We start from the raw sequence: 24,342 nt of genomic DNA, 5'->3' as shown, positions 1-24,342 counted from the left end.
TTTATGAACGGCTGCTGTCATTCCGTTTCCTGTTTTCCTAAATATTCCTGTTCAAATTCTTCCACAGGAACCGGCTTGCTGAATAAGTAGCCCTGGAACAGATCGATTCCGCAGGCGCGCAGGACTGCAAACTGTTCCTCACTCTCGATTCCTTCCGCCACCATGCGGATTCCCAGCTTGAGACAGACCTCGGAGATGGATTCCACGATCGCCCGGTTCCGGGAATTCGTGGTGATGTGATCGACCATGCTCTTATCCAGGTTTAACGCGTCGAAGCTCACCTCGGACATGAGAACGACATTGGCACATTCCGTGCCGAAATCATCGAGAGTAACCGTAAAACCTGCGTTCTGCAGCTCGGTGATTAACTGTTTGATGTTGAGGTTTTCCTCGTTATGAACTTTTTCCGTGATTTCAATCTCCAGATAGCCCGCCGGAATCCCGAACTGGTTACAGATGGCCAGGAGCCGTTCGGAAAGCGCCGCCTCCCGCAGGGTGCGGAGCGAAAAGTTGACGGATACAGGGAAAATCTGTCTTCCCTGATCCTGCCACGCCTTAAGTCTGGAGCACACGAATCGGAAAACGTAGAAATCGATCAGGCTGACCGTATCGAATTCCTCCAGCAGAGGAAGAAATTCACCGGGAGTAATCAGGACGCCGGGCTGCGGTGTATAGCGGATAAGCGCCTCACAGCCTACAATCAGGCGGTTTTCCGACGAAATCTTAGGCTGAAAATAAACAAGAAAATGATTTTCCGCGAGTTCCCTTTTTAAGGTTTCGGAATCGGATAAATGCTGCAGCAGCTTATCGTTGCAGCGTCGATATCTGCGGGATACAGGATTGATCCGGTAAAATGCCTTTTTATTTTCATACATTTTCGCGTCGGCCGCCGCGATGATCCGGCCGATGTTCTCGATGCTTTCCATCCATTGGGAGCCGATGGCGGCCTGGCAGTCGGAGTCGTTCCGGAACTTGGCTTTCAGCTCGCGCACCTGATTCAGGAAAACCTCCTGCGTGATGCCCGGACTGATGATGACAAACTCATCCCCGCCGATCCGATAGAAATCCGCCTGTGTGAAGGTGGCTTTAATCCGTTTGGCACACTCGATCAGGACGCGGTCTCCGAATTCGTGACCGTAGTGGTCGTTGATGTCTTTGAGCCCGTTGACGTCCAGATAGACAATCCCTACAGACTGCTTCGAATGAGCCAGAGCTCCGGTATCGACGATGTATTTATTTCTATTGTAAAAATCGGTCAGTTTGTCGTAATAGCTTAAGTGGGTCAGCAGCTGTTTGCTTTCCGAATGGCTTCTTGCCAGCATCAGGAAGTAGCACAGTGTCTGAAGCAGAGGCGCTATGTTCCGGATCCTGTCGGGCGGCGGATTATCGACACCCAGATACCCGATCAGAGTGCCGTCCTGCTCCAGAGGGGCGGCCACCAGGCTGGTAATCGACTGCGCATGGAGAATCTGGTATTCCTCAGGCACGGATTCCCGGAGCTGCTCCATATCCTCGATAAGAACGCACTCTTTTTTATCAAAATACGTCATCCAGCGGGTGATCAGATTGAGCGGAAGATCCTGAAGCATCATCTGCTGCGGTTCGACCCCGTCGGAACACCATTCGTAGTCATTGTACATCTTGCCGTCTCTTATGTAGAGGATGTAGGCCCGGTCGGCAGAAAGAAAACTTCCCAGGTGCTCCAGGACCTGGGCGATGGCGGTGTCAACGTCTTCGGACTGATACAGCGTCTGGACACACTCCGTGATCATCTGATTGGTCTCCAGCGTCAATTTAAGCTGGATCTTCTCTTTTTCTGATTCTGTGGTATCGAAGGCAAGCTCCATACGGGCCGTCCGTCCCTCCCATTGAATCAGCCGGTCTTTTAAAATATAGTGGCGCTGGGTCAGTGGATTCGTGTATTCCCAAGTGTAGATCTCACCCTCCTTCAGGATCGGAGAGGTGCAGAATTCACACGGCGAATCGAAGCCCTGCAGGACTTTATAGCATTTCTGTCCGTCCATGGTATCGATGTGAAATGTTTCCTGTCCGGCTTTATTTACAAATAACAAGGTGTGATCTTCGAGGTCGGAGACGTAGACGAGTTCAGAAATCTCATTCATGGGACCGAGAAGGTTATCCACCATGTGGGAGAGATGTTCCTTCCTTTTCCGGTCCTCCTCCTCAATCTCCTGAAGCTCCTTCTGGCGCCGGGCCTGTCCGGAACTGTACAGGTAGAAAAAGAAGATCATCAGAACGAAGAAACAGTTTAGCAGGAGCAGGCTCTTTTCTGCCAGAAGTTCTCTTTTTTCGGAAAACTGTTCGGCGGCAAGAACCGCCCGGTCAGCCAGATCAAAGTAGGATTCACTGTCCTCGAACAGAAGCTCGACATCGCCTCCGGCCCGGACAAGATAGATTTCTTCCTTTAAAATGCTCCAGTCCGCCTCCATCTGGAGAATCAGGTCCTGAAACTCCCTGCTGTTCATGCGGATCAGCCCGTGATCGCCGTGCCCTGACTGCAGTTCATCGAGAATACCGTCCAGCTTCGCAATCAGTACGTCATTGGGAATACCGTTCAGCTCCTCCTTGACGAGTCGCTGGGTCGCACCGCGGACAATGCCGGCGTAGTTTATGACCTTGGCATTGCCTTGAAGATTATGAAGGCACAAAACCGAAAAAATGCTGGAAAGAACGAGCGCTACAGTTAAAATAACAGGAAATATTTTCTTTTGCATGGGTGCCTCCGGGTACGCTGTCATGATAAATTGTACTATCTTTAAGAGTACCATATTTAGCAGGCTGTGGCAAGGAATAAAGAGAGGACGAAGCGATTTTAGCCCCATCTTTTCTGTTGTAGACGCTGGAGCTCTGTGCTAAAATAGGAACAGAAACAGAAGGCCGCCCGGGGAGAAGGGAGTATACCGTGGACTTATTTTATCATGAGACATTCGTGCAGAGTGAGCAGATGCCGATGCAGCTTCGCCTGCACCGCGGACAGATTAATTACATGATTCTGGAGCACTGGCACCGGAGCATTGAGATGGACTATCTGCTGGACTGCGAAGCCGATTTTTATATGAACGGGAAGAAGAAAGCCGTCTCTGCCGGAAGCATCACGCTGATCAACAGCGGGGATATTCATGCCCTGGAGCCAAGAGAAGTGCCGGAAGATCCGGGGGATGAGATTCACGGGATTTCGTTGTTTATTTCCTACGAATTTCTGAAAAAGATATGCCCGGAGATCGATCAGATTACCTTCGAACTGGAGGGAGCGGAGGAACGGCTGCATGAACTGAAGGGGATCTTCGATGACCTGATCCGCCTGGAGCTGAGCCCGGCGGAAGAGTACGGCTATTTAAAGAAGAATGCGCTGCTCCATCAGCTGATGTACCTTCTTCTCACGTATTTTAAAGGTCCGAAGAACAGCTCGGCTGTTAAGAGCCAGAAGTATATTGACCGTCTGCGCGTGGTGCTGGACTATGTGGAAGAGAACTACCAGGAACCGCTGACGCTGCAGGGGGTGGCGGACCATTTTAACGTGTCCATGGAGTATCTGGCTAGAATATTAAAGAAGTATACGGGCAACACATTCAAGACGCATTTGAATCAGGTCCGCGTCAGCAAGGCGTTCCGGGATCTGCTCGAGACGGATTACTCCATCCTGGAGATTGCCATGCGCAGCGGATTTCCGGATACCCGGTCCTTTATCAATGTTTTTCGGGACACGTACGGCATGACGCCTTCCCAGTACCGGAAAAAGAACCCCAGGCGGGAGACCGTGAAGGAAACCGCCTCTGCCGAATATCCGCCCCATATCAGGGTGGTGGAACCACAGAAAGACAACAATTAGTATCCGCCCAGGCCGTGGCCGGCAGATTGCTGGAGCAGTTCCAGCGTCTGCCGGCCCTCTCTTAAGGAGCGTTTGAAAAAAATGTCAAGAAACGTATCTGTTTTCAATAAATAATGTAAAGATTTCACAAGCTGAATCCGATACAATTAGAACATAAGACGCGTCCTTAACAAAAAAAGAGAGGTTATTTAAAAATGGAGAAAATTTCGTTAAAAGAACGATTCAGCTATGGGTTGGGAGATTTGGCCTGCAATTTAATGTTTCAGCTGATTACGGCGTATCTGATGTTTTTCTATACCGATGTGGCGGGGATCGGACTGGGAGCCATCAGCCTGATTATGCTGGTCGCCAGAGTGGTGGACGCGGTCACGGATCCGATGATGGGGGTAGTCATCGACAAGACTCACACCAAATGGGGAAAGGCAAGGCCTTACGTGCTGTGGATGGCGGTTCCCTTTGGAATCATCAGCGTTTCCATGTTCCTGGTGCCGAATTTCGGCGGAACGGGCAAATTTATCTACGCGCTGATCACCTATATTCTGTTCTGTATCGTGTATACAGCCCTCAATATTCCATACAGCACCATGCTGTCCTGCATGACGGATGACGTCTCCGACCGGCTCTCTTTTAATATGTTTAAGTCTCTCGGAGCCAGTCTGGGCGGATTCATCGTCATGGGAGCGACCCTGACGCTGGTCGGCATGATCGGCCATGGGGATCAGAAAAAAGGCTTCTTCGGTACGGTTGTTCTGTACGCGGCTGTAGGCATCATACTTCTAATGATCTGTTTTAAAAATACGAGAGAGCGGATCATACCGGAGACAGAAAAGGATTCCGTGGCAGGCGCCATAAAGGTTGCCGCCAAAAACAAATACTGGCTTCTGCTCTGCGGAATCACCTTCTTCACCTTTGCAGGCATGATTCTGAAAAATCAGTCCACCATGTATTATGCAAAATACTACTTAAACAACGAGGGAATTGCCTCCCTTCTGATGACGATTCCCACGCTGCTCTCTTTCCTAATGGCATTTGTGATCCCGACTCTGGCAAAGAAGATCGGAAAACGCAACTGCATTCTGTCCGGCGGTCTGGCTACCATCGCAGGAAACCTTGTGGTGCTGATCTCCAAAACGAATCTGGCCGGGATTCTGGCGGGTACGGTCTTATGCGGAATTGGCCTGGGGCTGGGAATGGGAGTGACATTTGTCATGGGAGCGGAGACTGTGGATTACTCCGAGTGGCAGACGGGAAGGCGTCCGCAGGGAATCATGACCGCCCTCATGGGCTTCGGCGTAAAGCTGAGCATGGCAATGTCGGGCGTGGTAGGCGCCCAGATCTTAAAATTCGGCGGCTATGTGGAAAATTCGGTGCAGACAGAAGGCGCGCTTCGCGCGATTCAAATGAATTATATCTGGATTCCGGTCATTTTTTTCATCGTAGTGGTCATACTCAGTCTGTTCTATGACCTGGATAAGAAATATGAAAAAATTCTGGCTGAAGTACATGAAAGGAGACATTAATGGAGAAAAAATGGAACGAAGCAGAGAAGGAGGGTTACCGTCTCATTCACAATGAGGGGGGGAAGGATCTCGGAATCTCTTCCGGAAGTAAGGTGACGATTATAACAGAGGATGGCTTCGCCTTCAAGGATTTTCTCGGAACAGGCGAGCTGGCGGCCTATGAGGACTGGAGACTGCCCGCAGCAGAGCGGGCGGCGGACTTGGCTTCCAGGCTTTCGATCGAAGATATTGCCGGCCTGATGCTCTACAGCGCGCATCAGCTGATTCCGGCCAGGGGGCCGCTTGCGGCCGCTTTCGGGGGCACGTACGGCGGAAAAGCCTTCGATGAGAGCGGAGCGGACCCGTGGGATCTAACGGACCAGCAGAAGGAGTTCATCGTAAAAGACAGGGTGCGCCACGTGCTGATCATGAAGCTGCAGGACACGGAGACTGCGGTCAAATGGAACAACCGGCTTCAGGCTCTGGCGGAAAACACCGGCTTTGGAATCCCCGCCAACAACAGCTCGGACCCGAGGCACGGGGCGGGTGCTGCGGCGGAATACATGGGTGTGACCGGAGAACCCATATCCAAATGGGCGAATGGAATCGGCCTGACCGCTGCATTTGAGCCGGAGGCGGTAAGAGAATTCGGGGAGATCGGCGCGGCGGAATACCGGGCGCTGGGGATCACGACGGCATTGTCCCCGCAGATCGATCTGGCTACGGAACCGAGATGGATGCGGTTTGCGGATACATTTGGCGAACATACGGAGCTGACCGTGGAAATGACGCGGGCGTACTGCGACGGATTTCAGACTACAAAGGGCAGCGAGGATGGATGGGGTGCGGACAGCGTCAATACCATGGTAAAGCATTTCCCGGGAGGGGGACCCTGTGAGGCAGGACGCGACGGCCACTACGCATACGGAAAGTTCGCGGTCTATCCCGGCGGGAACTTTGAAGAGCATCTAAGGCCCTTTACGGAGGGAGCCTTCTCGCTGAACGGCGGTACGAAGACGGCCAGCGCCGTGATGCCTTACTACACGATTTCTTACGGCGCAGACCAGACCTGCGGTGAAAATGTAGGGAATTCCTTCAGCAAATATATCGTAAACGATCTGCTCCGCGAACGGTTTGGCTACGACGGCGTCGTGTGTACGGACTGGGGCATCACCCACGATATGGGAAAGACGGAAGAGGAGTTTGCCGGAAAATGCTGGGGTGTGGAGACACTCACTGAGGCGGAACGCCATTTAAAGGCTCTGGAGGCCGGTGTGGATCAGTTCGGCGGAAACAACGATGCCGGGCCGGTGCTGGAGGCTTACCGGATGGGGTGTGAAAAATACGGGGAAGAAGCCATGCGCAGCCGCTTTGAACGGTCCGCCTCCAGGCTGCTCCGAAACATATTCCAGACGGGTTTGTTTGAAAATCCATACCTGGATTTGGAGCACTCCTGCCAGGTGGTGGGCTGCAGGGAATTTACGGAAAAGGGATACCTTTCCCAGCTGAAATCTGTGACGCTCTTGAAGAACCGGGCCGGGGTGCTTCCTCTCAAAGAGCACATAAGGGTATATATTCCGCGGCGCCATATCCGCCCATACTTGGATTTCATGAGCTCCATGACGCCGGATATGCATGTGGAGCCTGCCGGCAAGGGCGCGGCCGCCGATTACTTTGTGGTCGTGGATACGCCGGAAGAGGCTGACGCTGCCATCTGCTTCATCGAGTCGCCAGTTTCCGTGGGCTACGATCCGGAGGACCGAAAGCAGGGCGGCAGCGGATACGTTCCGGTAACGCTTCAGTACAGGCCCTATGAGGCGAAGCAGGCGAGGCTTCACAGCCTGGCAGGAGGCGATCCGCTGGAGGATTTTGACGACAGGAGCTATCGCGGAAAATGGAATACTGCGGCAAATGAAGAAGATCTGGATCTTGTCCTTGATACGAAAAAACGCATGGGAGACCGCCCGGTGATCGTATCGGTAAACTTGAAAAATCCCATGGTGATGGCGGAGTTGGAGCCCTGCGCTGACGCGATCCTGGTGGATTACGGGGTATCCCCCCAGGCGGTGCTGGACGTTATCACAGGCAGATTTATCCCCTGCGGCCTTCTTCCGCTTCAGATGCCGGCCGATATGGATACCGTGGAACGGCAGGCAGAGGATGAGGCGTTCGACATGGAGTGCTACGTGGACAGCGAGGGCCATGTCTATGAATTCGGCTTTGGCATGAATTTCGACGGCGTGATTGAAGACGAGAGAACTGAAAAATATGGGAGACAGAACAGAAGGAGGACAAAATAATGGCAGGACAATTTCAGTATGACAGCCTCCCGGTGGTGGAGACGAAGGCCGGGAAGCTCAGAGGATATCAGTGGAAAGGGACGTATATCTTCAAAGGAATCCGTTACGCAAGGGCAAAACGGTTTCAGCTCCCGGAGGAAGCAGAACCCTGGGAGGGAGTCCGGGAGGCGGCCTCCTATGGCTTTGTCTGCCCGATGCTGACAAGGGACAATCCGCAGGGCGAGCTTTTAGTTCCCCACCGCTACTGGCCTCAGGACGAGGACTGTCTGAGCTTAAACATCTGGAGCCAGTCTCTGGACCGGAGCGCGAAGAAGCCGGTACTGTTCTGGATTCACGGCGGAGCGTTTTCCATGGGAAGCTCCATCGAGCAGAAGGCGTACAACGGAGAAAATATGAGCAAATACGGGGATGTGGTAGTCGTTACCGTAAACCACAGGCTGAACATCCTTGGATACTTCGACATGTCTCCTTACGGTGAAAAGTACGCTGGCTCCGCCAATGCGGGCCAGGCCGATCTGGTGGCCGCCCTGTTGTGGGTCAGGGACAACATCGAGGCATTTGGCGGAGATCCGGGCAACGTGACCATCTTCGGACAGTCGGGCGGCGGCATGAAGGTGAGCGGCCTGATGCAGACCCCGGAGGCCGACGGGCTGTTCCATAAGGGAATGATCATGAGCGGCGTGGCGGGCGATATTCTTCCCTATTCTACTGGCGATTCCAGGCCGTTAATCCGGGCGATGCTGGAAGAACTGGGACTTACGGAAGATGAGGCCGGGCGGCTGGAGACGATTCCCTACCACGACCTGGCAGCTGCGTATAACCGGGTGAGTCCTGCAGTCGCCGGAGCTGGCGGTTACATCGGATGCACGCCCAAACCGGACGATTTCTACAAAGGAGAGGGTCCGGCGGTTGGATTTACGGAACATGCAAAGACCATACCGGTGATGGTCGGTACGGTCTTCGGAGAGTTTGCGATGGCGCCGCTGCCATTTAACAAGGAGCAGATACCAGAGGCAGAATTAGATGCCGTTCTCGACAACCGTTTCCAGGGCCGTGGGAAGGAGCTGAAGGCCGTCTTTGCCGAAGCGTATCCGGGAAAGAACCCGGCGGACTTACTCACACTGGATACAATATTCCGCGGGCCGACCAGGGAATTTGTGCGGGCGCTGGCCGCCGCGGGCGGAAGTGTGTATTCCTATTTATTTGCGCTGGAGTTCCCATACCAGAATCAGAAGACGGCGTGGCACTGTTCCGATATTCCTTTTGTTTTCCACAACACGGAGCTGGTTCCGGCTGCCAACATTCCGGAGGTGTCAGACCGTCTGCAAGAGCAGATCTTCGGCGCGGTTATGGCTTTCGCCAGAACCGGGAAGCCGGAGTATGAGGGGCTGCCCCAGTGGCCTGCTTCGCGGGAGGACGACGAGGCGACCATGATCTTCGACCGTGTCTGCGAGGTCCGCCATAACCACGACGACCGCCTGTTAAAGCTGCATGCGGAAGCGTCGCCGAAGTTTGACCTGGCGGCCATGATGGCGAAAATGGGGGATGAGATTCAGCACTGACGCAGTATGAATCTGCTTATTCGGAGGTGAAGAGAGCCGGTTGGGAGAGGTATGAAGAAGGTGTGGAAAGAGGCGAAAGCAGGGGTTGCTTTCGCCTCTTTTGTGTACGCAAGGTCCTTGAGAGCAGCAGGGGGAGCAGGGAAATGACATAACCTTACTAAAGGCATAGAACAGAGAAAGAATAGATGCTATAATAAAAGATAAATGAAACCGTTTGAATTGGGGGAGGGCGTAAGAAGATGGCCGGTGCGGAACAGAAAATGAAGATTTTGTATCTGATGAAAATCATAACAGAACAGACTGATGAGAACCACATAATGTCTGCGAATGATCTGGCGGCCGCGCTGGCGGTGTACGGCATTTCAGCGGAGCGTAAGAGTATTTACAGTGATATCGAGGCGCTTCAGACATTTGGAATGGATATCGTTCAGCAGAAGGGGGCGAATGCCGGATACTATCTGGCGGGAAGGGAGTTTGAGCTGGCGGAGCTGAAGCTTCTGGTGGACGCGGTTCAGTCTTCAAAATTCATTACCGGTCAGAAGTCGAAGGAGCTCATCCGAAAGCTGGCGAAGCTTGCCAGTAAATCTGAGGCGAGTCAGCTAAACCGTCAGGTCTTTATTCTTAACCGGCCAAAGACGGGCAATGAGACGATTTATTACAGCGTGGATGACCTGCACAGGGCTATCTCGGTGAACAGGAAAATTACGTTTCAGTATGCAGAATGGACAGAAAAGAAAAAACTGCGTCTTAAGCATGACGGTGCATACTACATAGTCAGCCCGTGGGCGCTGACCTGGGATGATGAGAATTACTATCTGATTGCTTATGATGAAAAAGCAGAGCTTATCAAGCATTACCGTGTGGACAAAATGCTGCATATAAATCTGCTGGATCAGGAGCGGCTTGGGGAAGAGCACTTTAAAAATTTTGATCTGGCCGCATTTGCCAAAAAGACGTTTGGTATGTATGGAGGACGCGATGAGAGTGTGACGCTTACCTGCTGCAATGAGCTGGCGGGTGTGATTCTGGACCGCTTCGGCAGTGATATTATGATGATTCCTTCGGACAGGGACCATTTTCATGTAAATGTGACGGTGTCCGTGAGCAGGCAGTTTTTCGGTTGGGTAACCGGTGTGGGAAGCAAGATGCAACTTGACGGTCCGGTACAGGTCCGCCAGGAATATCTGGATTACTTAAAAGAAATTCTGGGAAATTATTGTATACAGAATGATTGATTTCAGAGTCCGTATTTCAGGACACCGGAAGCGATAGAATGAGAGTCAAAATAAGAACGGGATACGTATTATTTTGATTCTCATTTTTTATTGCCGGAAAGGAGAAGGAAAGAGATGTATAACAGAAAGATCATCAGCTGCCGGAATGAACGGAAAATCTATCATAATCCATGCTGTATGTATGTAAAAAGAATGCTATCGGAAAATGCAATGGATATTTCAAAAGCAGAGGCGGAAAAGCATGGATATCAAGCCTGTAAGTACTGCAACAGCATGAACAGCCATTATCACAGCAGTGAAAAAAGCCTGAGTCATTATACAGAGACACGGGGCATGGAACTGAAACGGAAGGATGGGATGCTGTTTGTGAAAACGGAGATCAGCTGCTGGAAGCTTGTGTATTCGAAACAGTGGCAGAATTTTGTGCTGTATCACAGGAATCAGACGGACAGGCCGCTGGATTTCAGACATCCGGAAGCCGAGCAGTATCACAGGCAGACAGACGCAGGAACGAGTATTAGCATTATGGAATTCTTAAAATATATTTATGCACACGACCGTTTTCGCCAAAATGAACGGAATGGAATCAGAGCGCTGCCGACCGATAACAGAAAGCAAAAGGAGTATGCAAGAAAGGCGAAAAAGAAGAATACATACCAGTCAATCAACCGGGTGGAAAGCCTTTTTACGGTTTTGGAGAGCCAGAACAAGGGGTATCTGGAACTGTCGTTTTGTTGAGAAAGAGGGGAATGATGCAGATGAAGCAGGAGTATTACATCACGATTACAGGAACCAGCCACTATTATGGTATGAGACCATTTTCAGTGGGAAAACGGTTTAAATGTGTAAAGGAACCGTCCAATCCATATGACGGCGAAGCGATCAGGGCAGTCATGAAAGAGATTGGGACGATAGGCTATGTTGCCAATTCTGCCTATACGACGGCGACCGGAACCATGAGCGCGGGAAGAATCTACGACAGAGTGCAGAAGAAGTTTCAGGCAGAGGTGATGTTTATTACATCATCGAAAGTGATATGCAGAGTGGTGAAAGGGATAGGAGAAGAAAAAGAGGGCGAGACGGTCGGGAAGGCGGAAGATCAGATGGGGTCTGAACTGTAAATGGTGATTAGAAAAGGCTGTATGCAGTCAGACGCTGTAATGGGGCGTGAATCCATGTTCATGGATTCACGCCCCATCATATGACAGCAGATATGGAAGGATCAATCATTCATTATTCGGTCACAACCGGATAACCGGCTCCGAGCCAGCCGGCTCCGCCTTCTTTTCCCATGCCTCCGCTTAAGGAATAGGCCTCATAGCCGAGCAGTCGGAGAATAGCCATGGTCTGGGAAGAGGTCTGTCCGCTGTAGCAGTATACGACGACTGGTTTATCAGTCGGAATTTCGGAAAAATGTTCCTGCATTCCCTTGCCGAACGGAATGTTCATGGCGCCTGCGATGTGGCCCTGCTTATAGTCGTCCTCACGGCGGATGGAGAGAATCGTATAATCTTCGCTTTCCGCGTCAACCAGTTCTTTTAAGGCTTCCGCCTTGAAATTAAAGGAAGCGATGGTGTTGCTGGTCGCCTCTTTGTAGTAATCGGCGATAGCGGCGGCGATGGCCGGATCTACTTCATAGGTGTCATCAGGAATGACGGCTTCCTCGGTGTCGATATAGGCTTCGTAGCCTTCTTCCTGGGAAATGCCGTTGTTCCAGCCGCTCTGAATGTTCGTAGCAAATTTTCCGGCTGCGTTTAAGAGGGCTACCGTCTGAGAGGAGGTCTGACCGGTATAGCAGTTTACATATACTGGCGTGTCATCCGGGATTTTATCCAGTGATTCCGCTACAGCAGCACCGTAAGGGATGTTCCACGCTCCTTTTAAATGTCCCGCAGCGTAGTCATCAGGCTTTCTGATATCGATGATAACCATGTCTTCACCGGCGTCGATTTTTGCAAAGAGATCGGCTACAGACGCCATATGCTTATCTTCCGGGAAGTTTTTAAAATAGTCAGTAGCGGCAGCAGTGACGGTATCCTCTGTTTTTGCGGCTGCTTCTGTTTCTGCACCGGAGGTCTCCGCGGGCGCTTCTGTGGTTTCTTCCATAGCTGCGGCCGTCGTCTGAGGGGCAGCAGAAGGTGCTTCCTTTACGGTCTTGGTTGCACAGGCGGTCAGACTGGCTGCCAGGGTGAGCCCAAGTAATACAGGTACAAATTTCTTCATAATAATTCTCCTTTTGGTGTTAGGATGCGTTTTTCTTTAACGGAGCATATTGACCGGCCGGCATCTCAACCGGATTATCAGAGTTGGAAGACCATTCTAAATAGGCGCCGTCATAGATCCGGATGTTCCGGTATCCAGCCTCGTACAGCTGAACAAAGACCGGAGCCGCCCGCATGGACGTCTGGCAGTAGAGAATGATTTCATCCTCCGGATAAATTTTTTCTTCCAGGTAGTTAATTCTGGTAATCTGCGTTGTCTTAAATGTTCCATCCGAGAAGAAATTGGTCTCATAGGGAATGATCAGGGATGTCGGAACCTTGCCGACCTCTGCGTATTCCTCAAAAGAACGAACGTCTAACAAAATGGTGTGCGGATCCGGGTTCTCAGCCTGTGCGCGAACCTCGTCCATCGTTGCGAGCCAGTTGGCTGACGGCTCCTTCGCAGTAAAAACAGCCTCGGCCGGAGCTTCGATATCAGTGCTCAGCTGGATCCCGGCTGTCTGGATGGCGTCAAAGCCTCCATCCACAACCTTAACTTTCTGGTGGCCAAACATGAACAGACTCCAGAGAAGGCGGGAGGCGCCCATTTTATTGGCATCGTACGCCAGGACTAATGTGTCATTGGAGATTCCGTTGCTGCCCATTACCTTTTCAATCTTTTTCTGGCTGGTCAGCATATTCTTTACCGGAACATTGATAACAATGTCGGCGGTGGGAATATTGACTGCACCTGCTACGTGTCCCGCGGCATATTCCTCCGGGGTACGGGTATCCACAACGACCACGTTGGACTGTTCGGCGTAGCCGGGCAGGTCCTTCGTGGAGACGATCAGGGACTCCCCTTCGACAAAAGTATGGGAGCTGCAGCCTGTAAGAGCCGCTGCCAGAATCGCCAAAAACGAAAAGATTGTTATTTTTTTGGCAAATAAGCCCATAAAACCCTCCTTTATAAAGCGAGTAATGGTAGTGTGTAGTAAACGCTGTTGTTTTGCGTGAAAATAAGGGCCTCAACCTTATTTCCATGTAATTCCAAGTTTTATTATACTGTAACAGGGTTGATTTCTGGTATAAGAATCCGTTATATTATATCTGTTAATCGGATAATGCTAAAACTTTAACGAAAATCGTGATAAAATAATAACGAAAAAATACGAAGAAATCATAAGGAGGCAGGGAATGGACCGATGGAAGAAATGGGCGGTGTTTTGTGCCGCAGCCGCGTACCTGGCAGTCTACATATTTGTATCATACCGGAATCTTCTCGTATTTCCATTTGTTCATTCGGATGAGAGCTGGCTGGCCGGTTTGAGCCGCGATATGCTGGCGGCTGGAAATTTAGGAGTGACAGAAAGCTTTTTTGATGCGAAGCCCCGGGTGCCTCACGCGATGAAAAGCCTGTTTCATCTCATGCAGATGGGAGCGGTCGGGCTGGGTGGTTTTTCTGTTGGAAGTGTGAGAATGCTTTCTCTTCTGGCGGGGATTATCTGCCTCGTTCTGTTTTATCTCTGCGTGCGCCGTATGGGAAGCAGGTGGTTTGCTCTGGGGCTTACTGTTCTGCTGAGCCTGGATATTCAGTTTATTTATGCCTCCCATTTTGCGCGGCAGGAGATTTTTATTGCGCTGGAGCTGCTGGTGTGTCTGTGGATTCTGCTTGGAAAAAAAGGGCGGCCGGGGACAGGGACCGCGCTGATCCTGGGAGTGGTCACAGGACTTTTTGTCGGGATTCATCCAAACAGCTTTTTGTGCGCGGCGGTCTGCGGCGCCATTATGGTGTTTGAAATCGTGAGGCAGGCGGCGGGAAAGGATAAAAAGGGGGCAGTGAAGACATTGGGCAGTCTGGCCGCCTATACAGCGGCGGTGCTCGCGGTGACTGCCGTCTATGTTGGTATCAGTTTTCAGTTCAATCCTCATTTTCTGCCGGACTACTTTTTGTATGGGAAAGAGGAGTTTGAGCTGTCGTCCTCCGGATGGGCGAGAGTCGGGGAGCTGTTTTCATTTTTTAGCGGCGTATACGGGCGGGATAACGGAACCTATTATCTTCCCGATGTGCGTCTGGAGATGATTGCCATGGCTCTGGCGGCAGGATTATCGGCCGCCGCGTGTCTGGTCATGAGAGGGGAGGCCATATCTGAGCGTGAAGCGTTGGGAGGGGAGCGCGTTCCTGACAGCGAAGAGGATCGGTGGATTCAAAATACCAGGGTGATTCTCGAGGGGGCCGCAGGGCTAGCGGCGGGCATGGTGGTGATTGGTCGGTATAATCAGACGGCTGTCCTGTTTTTCTTCCTGTTTGGCTGGCTCCTCGCAGGCCAGGTCCTGCAGCTCTTCGAGAAGGCCGGCCGTACGATCGGAATTCTGATACTTGCGGCCGGTCTTGCCGTGGGGAGTATCTGGCAGATACAGAACCAGCGGCCCGGGGAGGCGGAGAATTACGCTTCGTATCTCGATCAGCTGGCGGAACTGGTGCCTGCGGATGCCCCCACAATCGGAAACCTGAATATGGAGTTTTATTTTGACAGAGGGATGCTGAAGGATTACAGAAATCTTCCTTACGTGGAAGGCGGGGTAGAAACGTATATCAGGGAAAATCAGATCGAGTATATCTGCTATTCTGATGAGCTGGACTATCTCTATGAGCACAGGCCTTACTTCCATGCGATTTATGGAAATGCAGCGTTTGTGAGGGAGCTTAAGGCGTTTTGTGAGACGGCGTGCAGGGAGGTCGGGCGGATTCACAGCCTGGAGTATGCCTCGCGGGTGAATTCCCTGAGAGGTGCGGAGGAATGGGGAACGGTGAGAGTGTATCGGGTGAAACAGGAAAAACAGGAGGACACTTAAGTCCTCCCACGGTCTCAGCCCTCGCAGGCTTTTAAAACACTCCTTGATACATTCAGGTATTTTCCTCCAGCATTTTTTCCAGCGTTTCTGCCTCCGGCATCGCTTCTTTGGAAAAAACGGCGGATATGCCTTTTTTCTGTCTGGACATGACGGCGATATGGGAGCCGAGCGTGCGGGCTTCGCGGATATCGTGAGTTACCAGAAGGATGGTACAGCCGGTTTGGGCGGCCATGGCGGTGACGACGGGATATAAGGCCTTTTTGGTGGCGATGTCCAGGCTGGAAAAGGGCTCATCCATAAGGAGGACTTTGGGCTTTAAGGACAGTGCGCGGGCCAGCGCGGCACGCTGCTTCATGCCTCCGGAGAGCTGGTGGGGATAGGCGTTTTCAAAGCCGGACAGGCCTGCCATGGATAAATAGCTTCGGGCACACTCTTTTCTCTCGGCCAAAGTGCGGAAGAGTCCGGCTTTCTTCATGGCATAGGTCAGGTTGCCGAGAACCGTGTACCAGGGAAAAAGCTGATCGAAGCTTTGAAATACCATCATGATGTCTTTCGACGGAGCGGTGATTTCCGTTCCGTCTAGCAGGAGAGAACCGCTGTCCGGGCGGTCAAAACCTCCGATGAGCCTTAACAGCGTGCTTTTTCCGCAGCCGCTGGGACCGACGATGACAAAGAAATCATGATCGCATACCGTCAGGTTTAAATGGTCGATGACCGTATGAGTCTGGCTGCTTCCGGTGTAGGAGCGGCTGATGTTATGAATTTCCAGCATGGTTTCATTCCTTTCTAAACAGATTTCATCCCCCATTTGGTGAGCGTGCATTTCTCAATGACCGAGAACAGGCCGTCTTCAACCAGCATTCCAATGAAAATGACAAGAATAATTCCGGCGAACAGTCCCGCCGTATTCATGAAGGTGCGCTGAGTCAGAATGTACCAGCCGATGCCGCCTTTGGCGCCTACTGCTCCAAAGACCATTTCGGCGCTGATGAAGGCCCTCCAGCCCCTGGCCCATCCGATGCGCAGGCCGGAGATTAGATAGCCCAGGGATGCGCGCAGGCGGATCTCTACGGTGATAGCGGCGGAACTCATGGAAAGGCTGCGCCCCATATCCTCATAAATGCCGGGAACCGCGTTAAAACCGGCCAGGAGATTGACCAGAACCGGCCAGAGCGCAGAGTGAACCACAATGGCCGTTACCGCCCCGGTGCCGGTTCCGAACCACATGATAATTAACGGAAGAAGAGCCAGGCCCGGGAGCGGATGCGCCAGGGCGGTCAGGGTATCCACCAGACTGTATATCAGCCGGCTCTGTCTGGAAAACAGGGCCAGGACAACAGCCAGGACGGCAGAAATGATAAGGGAAAAGGCGATGATTCCCAGGGAGTACGCGGACTGCCAGATTAAGTCCCCCTGCGTGATGCCCTGAATCAGGGTGGCGCACACCTGTTCCGGGGAGGGAACCAGAAGCGGGGAAACGTTCGAGATCCGGCAGAATAGTTCCCACAGCAGAAGAAAGACCGAGATCCAGAACAGGCGCCCGGCCCATTTCTTTTTTGTTATAGTGTCTAAAAAACGTTCAGTCATAGTAAAAATTCCTCTTTTTTACACTCTAGTGGTGAACCACGTTGTCAAAAAACAGACTGTCTGCCGGCAGCTCCTCTGAGAGAAAGCCCATCTCAGCCATCTGGCGGTTGAAGATCTCCACTCCGTTCAGTTCACTGGAATAGATCGTACCGTCCCGGCCCATCTGTCTGTAAAGTTCCTCCTGAGAAATTCCATAGAGAGGTGCGAGAAGCTGGGAGGCTTCCTCCATATTGCTGTTGATGTAATCGATGGCTTCCTGAAGGGCATCGATGACTGCGTCGTAATACTCCCGGCGATTGTCGTGAAACTCCTCCATAGCAACGCCGGTGATAAATGTAAACGGCTGCCCGACAATCTCCTCCCCCGTGGCCATCACGTGCATACCGCCATCGGACTCCTGGGTGATATAGGGCGGTGTGGAAACGTGTGCCGTGATCTCGGTCGCGGAGAGAAGGGCGTTTACGGAATCGGGATGGCTCATGGAGACCAGCTGGTTGTCCAGGGCATGGGGATCTCCCAGCTGCTGGCCGGCCAGCATGCATAAAAGCACGTGCTGGGTACAGGCTGGGGACAGGATCGAGATCCGGTCTTTGGGCGTCAGCTCGGTCAAGGAGTGAATGTCGTTCCGTGTGACGATGGCGACCTCATTGGAACTGATTCCGGTGGCATAACGCCATTTCATGCCGTTGTCAATGCCGATTAGGACCGGAGATACCCCCATAAATCCGAAATCGATCTCTCCGTTCATCATTCCTTCGCGGATGCCGGTCGGGCCGCCGAACTGCTTCCAGTTGATTTCCACACCGGGAAGCCTCTTTTCCAGAAGCTTCTGCTCCTTCATGATCTGAAGCGGGGCATAGGCAATGCCGTACTGCTCGGCGATTCCCACAGACGGCGCCTTTTTCCCGCCGCATCCGGGCAGAATGAGGACTGCCGCTGCGGTGAGAATGAGCAGGGCGGATCGTATGAATGAGGGGCGGTGCCTTTTGCCGGTGTTTAAATCAGCTCTTATGTCAGCGATTATGTTAGAGTTCATGTCTGTGTACATGTCTGTATACATGTCTGTGTTCATGTCAGTCTCCTTTATGCAGTCCATAAAAATTCGTGATCATCTCTTCCCCCTGTGTGGAACGGACGGACAAACGATGATAAAAATCGTGGATATTGGCGGAAATATTTGCGTCATCTCCCCAGAGGACGGCGTGGCCGAAGCGGGCGGTGGCATTCTCCATGGCGGGGATGGTCTGGCCGGGGAGATAGTTGTAGCCGGCATCCAGCACGTAGGGCAGAGCCAGAAGTTCTTCTAAAGGTGTGATGCTTAAGATGTCGCCTGGCCGGCAGAATAAGAGCTGGACCGCGACACATCGTCCCTCCGCGGCCGCTTCCAGGCAGTCCATAGAGGGGGGCTCGGCCGGCATTCCGAGAGCGCTCCGTATCACGGCGCCCAATATGTCAAAGCCCGTTAAGAACGGGATAAAGACATCCTCGAAAGCGCCTCCGATCCGGCTGGCCAGTTCGTTGACCTGAATTCCGTCTTTTCCGACCAGCAGCTGAAGATAGAAGGGGCCATTGGCGATGCCGAATGCGGCTGCGGTTCTGCGGCTGATTGACTCAATTTCCGCGTACCGGTCCATGTGAACCGTGGGAAAACGATGCCCGACGCAGACTCCGATATGGACCGGATCCGGATAGAGAAGGCGGTCCGTGACGGTCAGGATATGGAGTCTGCCCTCATGGAGCCATCCGCTGACCGTAATCTCCGTGCTCTCGCAGAATTCTTCCACCAGTGCCTCCTGTTCCCGGGAATAGGAGAGTGTGTCCTCCAGATGGGAGAAGACCTCCTCCGGCGTATTGAGGCGGTAGATTCCGCGCTGCCCCTGGGAATCCAGAGGCTTTATGACATAGGGAGACTGAAGTCCGTCCAGAGAGCCTGCTTCCATGCCCTGATGGATAAAACGAAAACGGGCGGCAGGAATACCGGCCTCTTTCAGAATTGTTTTCATATGCTTTTTGTTGGTTACGGACAGCGCTTCCCCGACCGACAGAAGCGAAGGCAGATTTAGGGCGCTGCTGACAGAAGCGGCCGTGTACACCGGCTGGTCCGTTCCCATGGTCATTACCGCGTCTGCGTGGTGCTCTCTGGCCGCCCGGATGCAGCCTTCTATATCGAAGGTGCTCACCGGTTCATGGAGTCCCGCATACCGTGCTCCGCTGGGCGATCTGGTGTAATCGGCCAGAATCGTGTCCATCCCCAGCGTCTTTGCCCGCTGGAACGCATGAACCTGGCAGTTGGAGCCGCCGAGGATCATGAGCCGTGGGGCGCGGATTCGCCGGGATATGCGGTAGAGCGGTTTTGCGCCGCGGCTGCAATTCCGCTTTGCAGCAGAGAAGCACGTATAATTTAGAAACAGCTTTGCGTACAGCCGCAGCAGTGAGAGTGCACTGTAGCCGCTGATGGTTTTCTCTGCAGATTTCTTTTGAAAAAGAGCATGATTCCAATCCTCTTCGCCGTTAGATTCTCTCCTGTAAGGAATGGATACGGCCCTCACCGGTCTTGTGCTTCCTTTAAAAACAGAGGCGGACAGATAAAAGAATCCGTTGGGTTTCAGGCGGCAGGATTCCTTCACTAAGTCGGCTGTCATGATCCGAAGGCTGCTGACGCGAACCCCCTCCGGCACGCCCAGAAACAAGGAGAACAGGCCGTCGCGCATGTAGCTTCCTGCCCTTCGGTAAAGAGAACGGCGGGAGACGGCGGGGACTCCGTATACGATGTCATATCCCTGCCGGATGGTGTCGTAAAGGGCCGCCAGCATTTCCGGAGGCTGTTCTAAGTCGTCGTCAATGGTGGCGTAATACCGGCACGGATCCAGGTGCTCCAGGCCGCAGAGTGTGGCTGCCTGCTGTCCGTAATTGCGGTCCAGAACCAGAATCGCGGTCTCCGGAGAACGGCATATCCCGGCCAGGAAAGCCGCGGTTTCCGGCCTGCCGCTGTCATCTACGATGCAGATGCGCAGAGTGAGTTTTTCAGAAAATAATTCCCGTATACGGTCCGTTAAAATCCCGATGGATTCCCGGGGCCGGTATACGGGGATGATGATGCCGAGATCGTAAATCATGGTAAAACTCCTTATCCGTTACACGAACCGCAGGATCGTTTCCGTTGTCCTTGCGATATCTTCATCCGTCAGGGCCGTGTGGACCGGAAGGCGGAGAAGTGTCTGATAACAGGCCAGCGATTCGGGTAAATCTTCTTTGTGGTATCCCAGCTTTTCCCCCATGGGGGAGGCGTGGAGAGGGACGTAGTGCGTTTTGCAGTCGATTCCATGGGCCGCCAGGGCGGGGATGAGAGAATTCAGCAGGGCGGGGTCCTGAAAACGGAGATAGAAAATATGGCCGTTTGGCCGGGCATAGGCGGGAATCTGCATACGCATGGCGATTCCCCTCTCCTCCAAGGGAGCCAGCTGCTTCCAATACTGTTCCGTCACGTGGAGACGGCTGCGGGTAATCTGGGAAAGACACTGAAGCTGCGCCAACAAAAGGGCTGCCTGCGGTTCGCTTAAGGCGGTGCAGGAGCCGGGAAGATTCCAGGTATAGCGGGCAGCTTCCCCGTCTAAATATCCCGCCCGGTTCGTTCCGTGAAGGCGGTACTGGCGCGCATACTGCCAATGGCCATGGTTTCTGGTGATCATCAGGCCGCCTTCTCCGCAGACGGCATTTTTGGTGTGATGGAAGCTGACGCAGCCCATATCGCCGACGGTCCCAAGGGGCTGATCCTCATAATAGGCGTCCACACATTGGGCGGCGTCCTCGATCAGGGCGATACCCGCCTCATCGGCCAGCTTTTTTAAGCCGCCGAGGGGAGCGGATACACCTGCGTAATGCATGGCGATCACGGCCCTTGTGCGGCTGGTTAAGCGATTGGACGCGTCCCGGACCGAGATGTTCTGGGTATCGGGCGTGATATCGCACAAAACGGGCCTGCCGCCGTGGCGCAGCACGGCATTGGCGGCAGACGGGAAGTTAAAGGAAGGAAGCAGGACCTCATCACCCGGAAGCAGGCGTAAGCAGGCCAAAGCGGTCTCCAGGGCCAGCGTGCAGCTCGGGGTAAAGAGAAAACGGCAGCCTGGATAGAGGCTGTCCGCGCAGTCAAGCAGCCGTTTCATGAATAAGCCATCCGTCTCCAGGCCGGAGGCCAGGACTTCTTCTAAATAGGCGGATTCAAGAGGCGCATGAAAGCGGCTGTAAAATGAAATATCCATAATAATCCCTTTCCTCTACCGCGGCCGCCTGAATTATGATACACTATAGCCATCAAAGAAATGGAGGCGCTGCGTGATGCATGAAATCGATTGTCTGGGAGATATGTGTCCGATTCCCATCATGAAACTGAAACAATGCAGGGAGATTAAGGAACACGGCGGCCAGATCAAGCTGGTCACAGACCACAGCTGTGTGGTGGAATCCATAGGCAGCTACTGCCGGAAAATGCACTTGAAAATGGAGACAGTAGAGCCGATGAACGGAATCTGGGAGCTGTATATTACAGTCTAGCAGATACTTTTCGTAACAATGGAGATAAAATACAGGATTATTTTTTCCAGAGCAGGATTGTTTTTGACCAGATGTGGATTGTATATGGAATACACATCGTAATTCAAATCGAAATCCATAACGGAGATGATCTTTATCTGCTTCTGGTATACTTCCTTCTTTACTGTTATGTAGGGAAGAAACGCGGCTCCATGTCCGGCAAGAACTGTGCTCTTTACAGATTCTGTGGAGTCGAGATGGTACATCACCCGCAGGGTGTCCAGGGGATGCCCTGCCTGCTTTAGGTACTGATGAAGCAGACGGTAGGAGCTGAACTGCTCGTTCAGCATGACCAGGGTGAATTTTTTAAGCTCAGACAGTGTAATGCTGTCCGGGCACCGATAGTCTTCGCTCGCCACCAGACAGATCTTATCGCTGAAGGCCAGGTTGCAGACGAATTCAGGATTATCTGTGGCGCCCACGATAAATCCCATGTCCGCCTGCCCGTGCCCCACGCGGTGAATGACCTCGGTGGAGGGGACGGAATTTAAACTGAAGGAGTAGCTGGGATATTTGTGGTTCACCTTGAACAGGGAGCATGGAAGCGCGTAGTTGCAGGCCACGGGAGTGGCCGCGATACGAAACGTCCCGTTGTAGGATTCAAGGCTGGCGAGTTCCTCCTTTAAATTGGAGTAGGTCTCTAAAAATTGTTCCGAGTATTTCTGCATGACCTCTCCTGCTCTGGTAAGTATGATCCCGCGGTTGGAACGTTCGAAAAGTTTTACGCCCAGTTCCTCCTCCAGCCGCTGCATCTGCTGGCTTAAGGCCGGCTGAGAGATGTGGATCGCCTGGGCTGCCTTGGATATACTCTGTTCTTTTGCAATTCTGGAAAACATGGAAATCTGTTCTAAAAGCATTTGATCCCCCCCTCATTGTTTCACCTCTGTTATTCCGGTATCATTTCTATCATTCATTATACAAGAACGTTAAAAAAAACACAATATCGCCATAAGGATTGTTTATAGCAAAAAATTATACAGTATAAGCAACTTGGATAGTGAAAAAAATGACAATGTGCTATACTGTAGAGGTGTAGTAACGCGTTCAAATCCTCAAAAAACAAGAAAAAAGGAGGTGCAATGAATGCAGGAAAACGGAACAGAAACGACAGGAAGTATCCGCAGAAGCCAGACCTCAGGAGGCTCGTCAAGACCACGGAAGAAGAAAAAGAATCAGCTTCCCATTGGATTTGGAGTCTTTTTGGCTATCATAGTGATCGGAATACTCTTAGGATTTAAAAACGGCACGCTGGCTCTTTTCTGGGCGTTTGGGTGCTGCTTCGGTTTTATTTTGCAGAAGTCCCGCTTTTGCTTTACCGCATCCTTAAGAGACCCGTGTATTACCGGATCAACGTCGATTACCCGTGCGGTTCTGATTGCATTCGCCATAACCACCATCGGCTTCGCCGCAATTAAATACGGTGCATTTGTAAACGGACAGGAGATTCCGGGCCAGAGTTATATCATGCCCATCAGCCTTGCCACGGCAGTAGGCGGAATCATGTTTGGTATCGGTATGGTAATCGCAGGCGGCTGTGCTTCCGGCACGCTGATGCGGGTTGGTGAAGGCTTTGCAATGCAGATGCTGAGTCTGCTGTTCTTTGTAATCGGATCCCTGATCGGCGCCAGCCATATGGGATGGTGGACAGAGAACTTTATCGCAACCGCTCCAAGAATTTTCCTTCCGGATGTATTTGGATGGGCGGGAGCAGTGATTTTACAGTTAGCAACGATTGGCCTGCTCTATATAGCGGCTGATTTATATGAAAAGAAAAAAATGGGAATTGAAGAGTAGAAAGGAGATATTATCATGGCAGAATTTACAATTGATTGTTTAGGCGAGGCTTGCCCGGTACCGTTAATGAAGGTTCAGAAGCAGTGTGAGAAGATGGCGGTAGGTGACGTACTGATTGCGTCAATTGACCACAGCTGCGCGATGAAAAATGTTCCGGAATGGGCCAGAAATCAGGGATATAACGTAGAGATCGAGGAAGTGGACGACGGAGAATGGGAAATCGTCATTGAAAAAACAAAATAGAAAGGCGTGGGTGACACTTTGAAGGCTTTTTGGGATAAAGTGAGTAAAAATCCATATTATAAAAAGATTTTCAAAAATCCATTTACATATGTCACAGGAGCGGTGCTGCTGGCCGTCTTCCAGATCGCCATGTTTGCGTCTACCGGTTCCCCCTGGGGAGTGTCCGGCATCTTTGCCAACTGGGGCGCATGGCTGTACCGTCTCGTGGGCGGTAATGTGGATAAGTGGTATTACTTTTCTTCAGAAGGCGCACAGAACACCTTAAACAGCGGAATCCTGAATCATCCAGGATCCTGGCAGAACTTCGGTATCATCGCAGGAGCGCTGCTGGCTGCTCTGCTGGCCTCTCAGTTTAAATTCAAAAAGATTAAATCCTTAAAGCAGGTAGTGGCCGCCACGTTGGGCGGACTGCTGATGGGATACGGCGCAAGGCTTGCCGGCGGCTGCAACATCGGAGCTCTTTTTTCAGCGATCGGCTCCATGTCGTTATCCGGATGGGTATTTGCATTCTTTTTGTTTATCGGGGCTTTCATTGGGAGCAAGCTGTTGGCCAGGTTCTTCATGTAGCGTCGCAATATCGGAAATGAATCTTTGACCGCTGCAACTCTTTGACAGAATTGCGGCG

At 52.1% G+C, this 24,342-nt stretch carries 21 protein-coding genes; 12 read left to right on the top strand and 9 right to left on the bottom strand.

The features are described from left to right. Positions 1 to 17: 17 nt before the first annotated feature. On the bottom strand, positions 18 to 2,735 hold the full coding sequence (locus tag H8S80_RS24620) for a sensor domain-containing phosphodiesterase (protein ID WP_029466631.1): 2,718 nt from the start codon (positions 2,733 to 2,735) through the stop codon (positions 18 to 20). A gap of 188 nt (positions 2,736 to 2,923) precedes the next feature. Here H8S80_RS24620 and H8S80_RS24615 point away from each other — a divergent pair, with 188 nt between their 5' ends. The 7 genes from H8S80_RS24615 (at position 2,924) to H8S80_RS24585 (ending at position 11,567) form a co-directional block, all read left to right on the top strand. Next, the gene (locus tag H8S80_RS24615; protein ID WP_002603103.1) at positions 2,924 to 3,850 is read left to right on the top strand and encodes an AraC family transcriptional regulator; all 927 of its coding nucleotides are present in this window, start codon (positions 2,924 to 2,926) and stop codon (positions 3,848 to 3,850) included. Between the two features lie 194 nt (positions 3,851 to 4,044). Continuing rightward, positions 4,045 to 5,370 (top strand): MFS transporter, encoded by a 1,326-nt coding sequence (locus H8S80_RS24610; RefSeq protein WP_187049070.1) that lies wholly within the window; start codon positions 4,045 to 4,047, stop codon positions 5,368 to 5,370. After that, positions 5,370 to 7,649: a glycoside hydrolase family 3 protein gene (locus tag H8S80_RS24605; RefSeq protein WP_117632396.1), complete on the top strand. Its 2,280-nt coding sequence runs from the start codon at positions 5,370 to 5,372 to the stop codon at positions 7,647 to 7,649. The genes H8S80_RS24610 and H8S80_RS24605 overlap by 1 nt, the downstream gene beginning before the upstream one ends. After that, positions 7,649 to 9,211, top strand: a complete 1,563-nt coding sequence (locus H8S80_RS24600; protein WP_117632395.1) for a carboxylesterase/lipase family protein — start codon at positions 7,649 to 7,651, stop codon at positions 9,209 to 9,211. The genes H8S80_RS24605 and H8S80_RS24600 overlap by 1 nt, the downstream gene beginning before the upstream one ends. 239 nt (positions 9,212 to 9,450) lie before the next feature. Next, the gene (locus tag H8S80_RS24595; protein ID WP_117632394.1) at positions 9,451 to 10,446 is read left to right on the top strand and encodes a helix-turn-helix transcriptional regulator; all 996 of its coding nucleotides are present in this window, start codon (positions 9,451 to 9,453) and stop codon (positions 10,444 to 10,446) included. Positions 10,447 to 10,560: 114 nt separating this feature from the next. Beyond that, complete coding sequence (locus H8S80_RS24590) at positions 10,561 to 11,184, top strand: hypothetical protein (RefSeq protein ID WP_055658633.1); 624 nt, start codon at positions 10,561 to 10,563, stop codon at positions 11,182 to 11,184. Positions 11,185 to 11,204: 20 nt separating this feature from the next. After that, positions 11,205 to 11,567 carry an HIRAN domain-containing protein gene (locus H8S80_RS24585; protein ID WP_117632505.1) on the top strand — a complete coding sequence of 121 codons (363 nt, stop codon included), beginning with the start codon at positions 11,205 to 11,207 and terminating at the stop codon, positions 11,565 to 11,567. A 112-nt stretch (positions 11,568 to 11,679) separates the two neighbouring features. Here H8S80_RS24585 and H8S80_RS24580 read toward each other — a convergent pair whose 3' ends face one another. Beyond that, on the bottom strand, positions 11,680 to 12,669 hold the full coding sequence (locus tag H8S80_RS24580; RefSeq protein WP_117632393.1) for a rhodanese-like domain-containing protein: 990 nt from the start codon (positions 12,667 to 12,669) through the stop codon (positions 11,680 to 11,682). A gap of 19 nt (positions 12,670 to 12,688) precedes the next feature. Continuing rightward, positions 12,689 to 13,603 carry a sulfurtransferase gene (locus tag H8S80_RS24575; RefSeq protein WP_118033231.1) on the bottom strand — a complete coding sequence of 305 codons (915 nt, stop codon included), beginning with the start codon at positions 13,601 to 13,603 and terminating at the stop codon, positions 12,689 to 12,691. A gap of 241 nt (positions 13,604 to 13,844) precedes the next feature. Here H8S80_RS24575 and H8S80_RS24570 point away from each other — a divergent pair, with 241 nt between their 5' ends. Continuing rightward, positions 13,845 to 15,503: an ArnT family glycosyltransferase gene (locus H8S80_RS24570; protein WP_117632391.1), complete on the top strand. Its 1,659-nt coding sequence runs from the start codon at positions 13,845 to 13,847 to the stop codon at positions 15,501 to 15,503. Positions 15,504 to 15,555: 52 nt separating this feature from the next. On the opposite strand, the gene H8S80_RS24565 is transcribed toward H8S80_RS24570, so the two are convergent. From H8S80_RS24565 to H8S80_RS24545, 5 genes are read right to left on the bottom strand one after another with little or no spacing between them, the layout of a single operon-like run. Then, positions 15,556 to 16,275, bottom strand: coding sequence for an ABC transporter ATP-binding protein (locus H8S80_RS24565; RefSeq protein WP_117632390.1), 720 nt, complete (start codon positions 16,273 to 16,275; stop codon positions 15,556 to 15,558). A gap of 14 nt (positions 16,276 to 16,289) precedes the next feature. Then, positions 16,290 to 17,090: an ABC transporter permease gene (locus H8S80_RS24560; RefSeq protein WP_002603113.1), complete on the bottom strand. Its 801-nt coding sequence runs from the start codon at positions 17,088 to 17,090 to the stop codon at positions 16,290 to 16,292. 25 nt (positions 17,091 to 17,115) lie between these two features. Continuing rightward, entirely contained in the window at positions 17,116 to 18,162 is a 1,047-nt protein-coding gene (locus H8S80_RS24555; protein WP_117632389.1) for an ABC transporter substrate-binding protein, read from the bottom strand. A gap of 1 nt (position 18,163) precedes the next feature. Beyond that, positions 18,164 to 20,206, bottom strand: coding sequence for a glycosyltransferase (locus tag H8S80_RS24550; protein WP_117632388.1), 2,043 nt, complete (start codon positions 20,204 to 20,206; stop codon positions 18,164 to 18,166). Between the two features lie 18 nt (positions 20,207 to 20,224). After that, on the bottom strand, positions 20,225 to 21,349 hold the full coding sequence (locus tag H8S80_RS24545) for an aminotransferase class I/II-fold pyridoxal phosphate-dependent enzyme (protein WP_117632387.1): 1,125 nt from the start codon (positions 21,347 to 21,349) through the stop codon (positions 20,225 to 20,227). Between the two features lie 76 nt (positions 21,350 to 21,425). Here H8S80_RS24545 and H8S80_RS24540 point away from each other — a divergent pair, with 76 nt between their 5' ends. Continuing rightward, a complete protein-coding gene (locus H8S80_RS24540; RefSeq protein ID WP_002603117.1) occupies positions 21,426 to 21,641 on the top strand; it encodes a sulfurtransferase TusA family protein in 216 nt (71 codons plus the stop codon). Here H8S80_RS24540 and H8S80_RS24535 read toward each other — a convergent pair. Continuing rightward, entirely contained in the window at positions 21,638 to 22,537 is a 900-nt protein-coding gene (locus tag H8S80_RS24535) for a LysR family transcriptional regulator (protein ID WP_002603118.1), read from the bottom strand. The two genes, H8S80_RS24540 and H8S80_RS24535, sit on opposite strands and share 4 nt — an antisense overlap. A gap of 226 nt (positions 22,538 to 22,763) precedes the next feature. On the opposite strand from H8S80_RS24535, the gene H8S80_RS24530 reads away from it, so the two are divergent. The 3 genes from H8S80_RS24530 to H8S80_RS24520 are packed head-to-tail and all read left to right on the top strand — an operon-like array spanning position 22,764 to position 24,284. After that, entirely contained in the window at positions 22,764 to 23,474 is a 711-nt protein-coding gene (locus H8S80_RS24530; RefSeq protein WP_029466629.1) for a YeeE/YedE thiosulfate transporter family protein, read from the top strand. Between the two features lie 15 nt (positions 23,475 to 23,489). Then, complete coding sequence (locus H8S80_RS24525) at positions 23,490 to 23,717, top strand: sulfurtransferase TusA family protein (protein ID WP_002603120.1); 228 nt, start codon at positions 23,490 to 23,492, stop codon at positions 23,715 to 23,717. A 39-nt stretch (positions 23,718 to 23,756) separates the two neighbouring features. Then, a complete protein-coding gene (locus H8S80_RS24520; protein ID WP_034533379.1) occupies positions 23,757 to 24,284 on the top strand; it encodes a YeeE/YedE thiosulfate transporter family protein in 528 nt (175 codons plus the stop codon). Positions 24,285 to 24,342 lie beyond the last annotated feature (58 nt).

The sequence above is a fragment of the Hungatella sp. L36 genome (genome assembly GCF_014288035.1).
Note: the sequence above shows the minus strand (reverse complement) of the source record. Positions and strands in the feature narration are given on the sequence as shown.

Bases quoted from the DNA above. Each gene is read 5' to 3' on its own strand.
- H8S80_RS24620 (WP_029466631.1), bottom strand. From the start codon at position 2,735: ATGCAAAAGAAAATATTTCCTGTTATTTTAACTGTAGCGCTCGTTCTT.
- H8S80_RS24610 (WP_187049070.1), top strand. From the start codon at position 4,045: ATGGAGAAAATTTCGTTAAAAGAACGATTCAGCTATGGGTTGGGAGAT.
- H8S80_RS24605 (WP_117632396.1), top strand. From the start codon at position 5,370: ATGGAGAAAAAATGGAACGAAGCAGAGAAGGAGGGTTACCGTCTCATT.
- H8S80_RS24600 (WP_117632395.1), top strand. From the start codon at position 7,649: ATGGCAGGACAATTTCAGTATGACAGCCTCCCGGTGGTGGAGACGAAG.
- H8S80_RS24595 (WP_117632394.1), top strand. From the start codon at position 9,451: ATGGCCGGTGCGGAACAGAAAATGAAGATTTTGTATCTGATGAAAATC.
- H8S80_RS24590 (WP_055658633.1), top strand. From the start codon at position 10,561: ATGTATAACAGAAAGATCATCAGCTGCCGGAATGAACGGAAAATCTAT.
- H8S80_RS24585 (WP_117632505.1), top strand. From the start codon at position 11,205: ATGAAGCAGGAGTATTACATCACGATTACAGGAACCAGCCACTATTAT.
- H8S80_RS24580 (WP_117632393.1), bottom strand. From the start codon at position 12,669: ATGAAGAAATTTGTACCTGTATTACTTGGGCTCACCCTGGCAGCCAGT.
- H8S80_RS24575 (WP_118033231.1), bottom strand. From the start codon at position 13,603: ATGGGCTTATTTGCCAAAAAAATAACAATCTTTTCGTTTTTGGCGATT.
- H8S80_RS24570 (WP_117632391.1), top strand. From the start codon at position 13,845: ATGGACCGATGGAAGAAATGGGCGGTGTTTTGTGCCGCAGCCGCGTAC.
- H8S80_RS24565 (WP_117632390.1), bottom strand. From the start codon at position 16,275: ATGCTGGAAATTCATAACATCAGCCGCTCCTACACCGGAAGCAGCCAG.
- H8S80_RS24560 (WP_002603113.1), bottom strand. From the start codon at position 17,090: ATGACTGAACGTTTTTTAGACACTATAACAAAAAAGAAATGGGCCGGG.
- H8S80_RS24555 (WP_117632389.1), bottom strand. From the start codon at position 18,162: ATGAACACAGACATGTATACAGACATGTACACAGACATGAACTCTAAC.
- H8S80_RS24550 (WP_117632388.1), bottom strand. From the start codon at position 20,206: ATGATTTACGATCTCGGCATCATCATCCCCGTATACCGGCCCCGGGAA.
- H8S80_RS24545 (WP_117632387.1), bottom strand. From the start codon at position 21,349: ATGGATATTTCATTTTACAGCCGCTTTCATGCGCCTCTTGAATCCGCC.
- H8S80_RS24540 (WP_002603117.1), top strand. From the start codon at position 21,426: ATGCATGAAATCGATTGTCTGGGAGATATGTGTCCGATTCCCATCATG.
- H8S80_RS24535 (WP_002603118.1), bottom strand. From the start codon at position 22,537: ATGCTTTTAGAACAGATTTCCATGTTTTCCAGAATTGCAAAAGAACAG.
- H8S80_RS24530 (WP_029466629.1), top strand. From the start codon at position 22,764: ATGCAGGAAAACGGAACAGAAACGACAGGAAGTATCCGCAGAAGCCAG.
- H8S80_RS24525 (WP_002603120.1), top strand. From the start codon at position 23,490: ATGGCAGAATTTACAATTGATTGTTTAGGCGAGGCTTGCCCGGTACCG.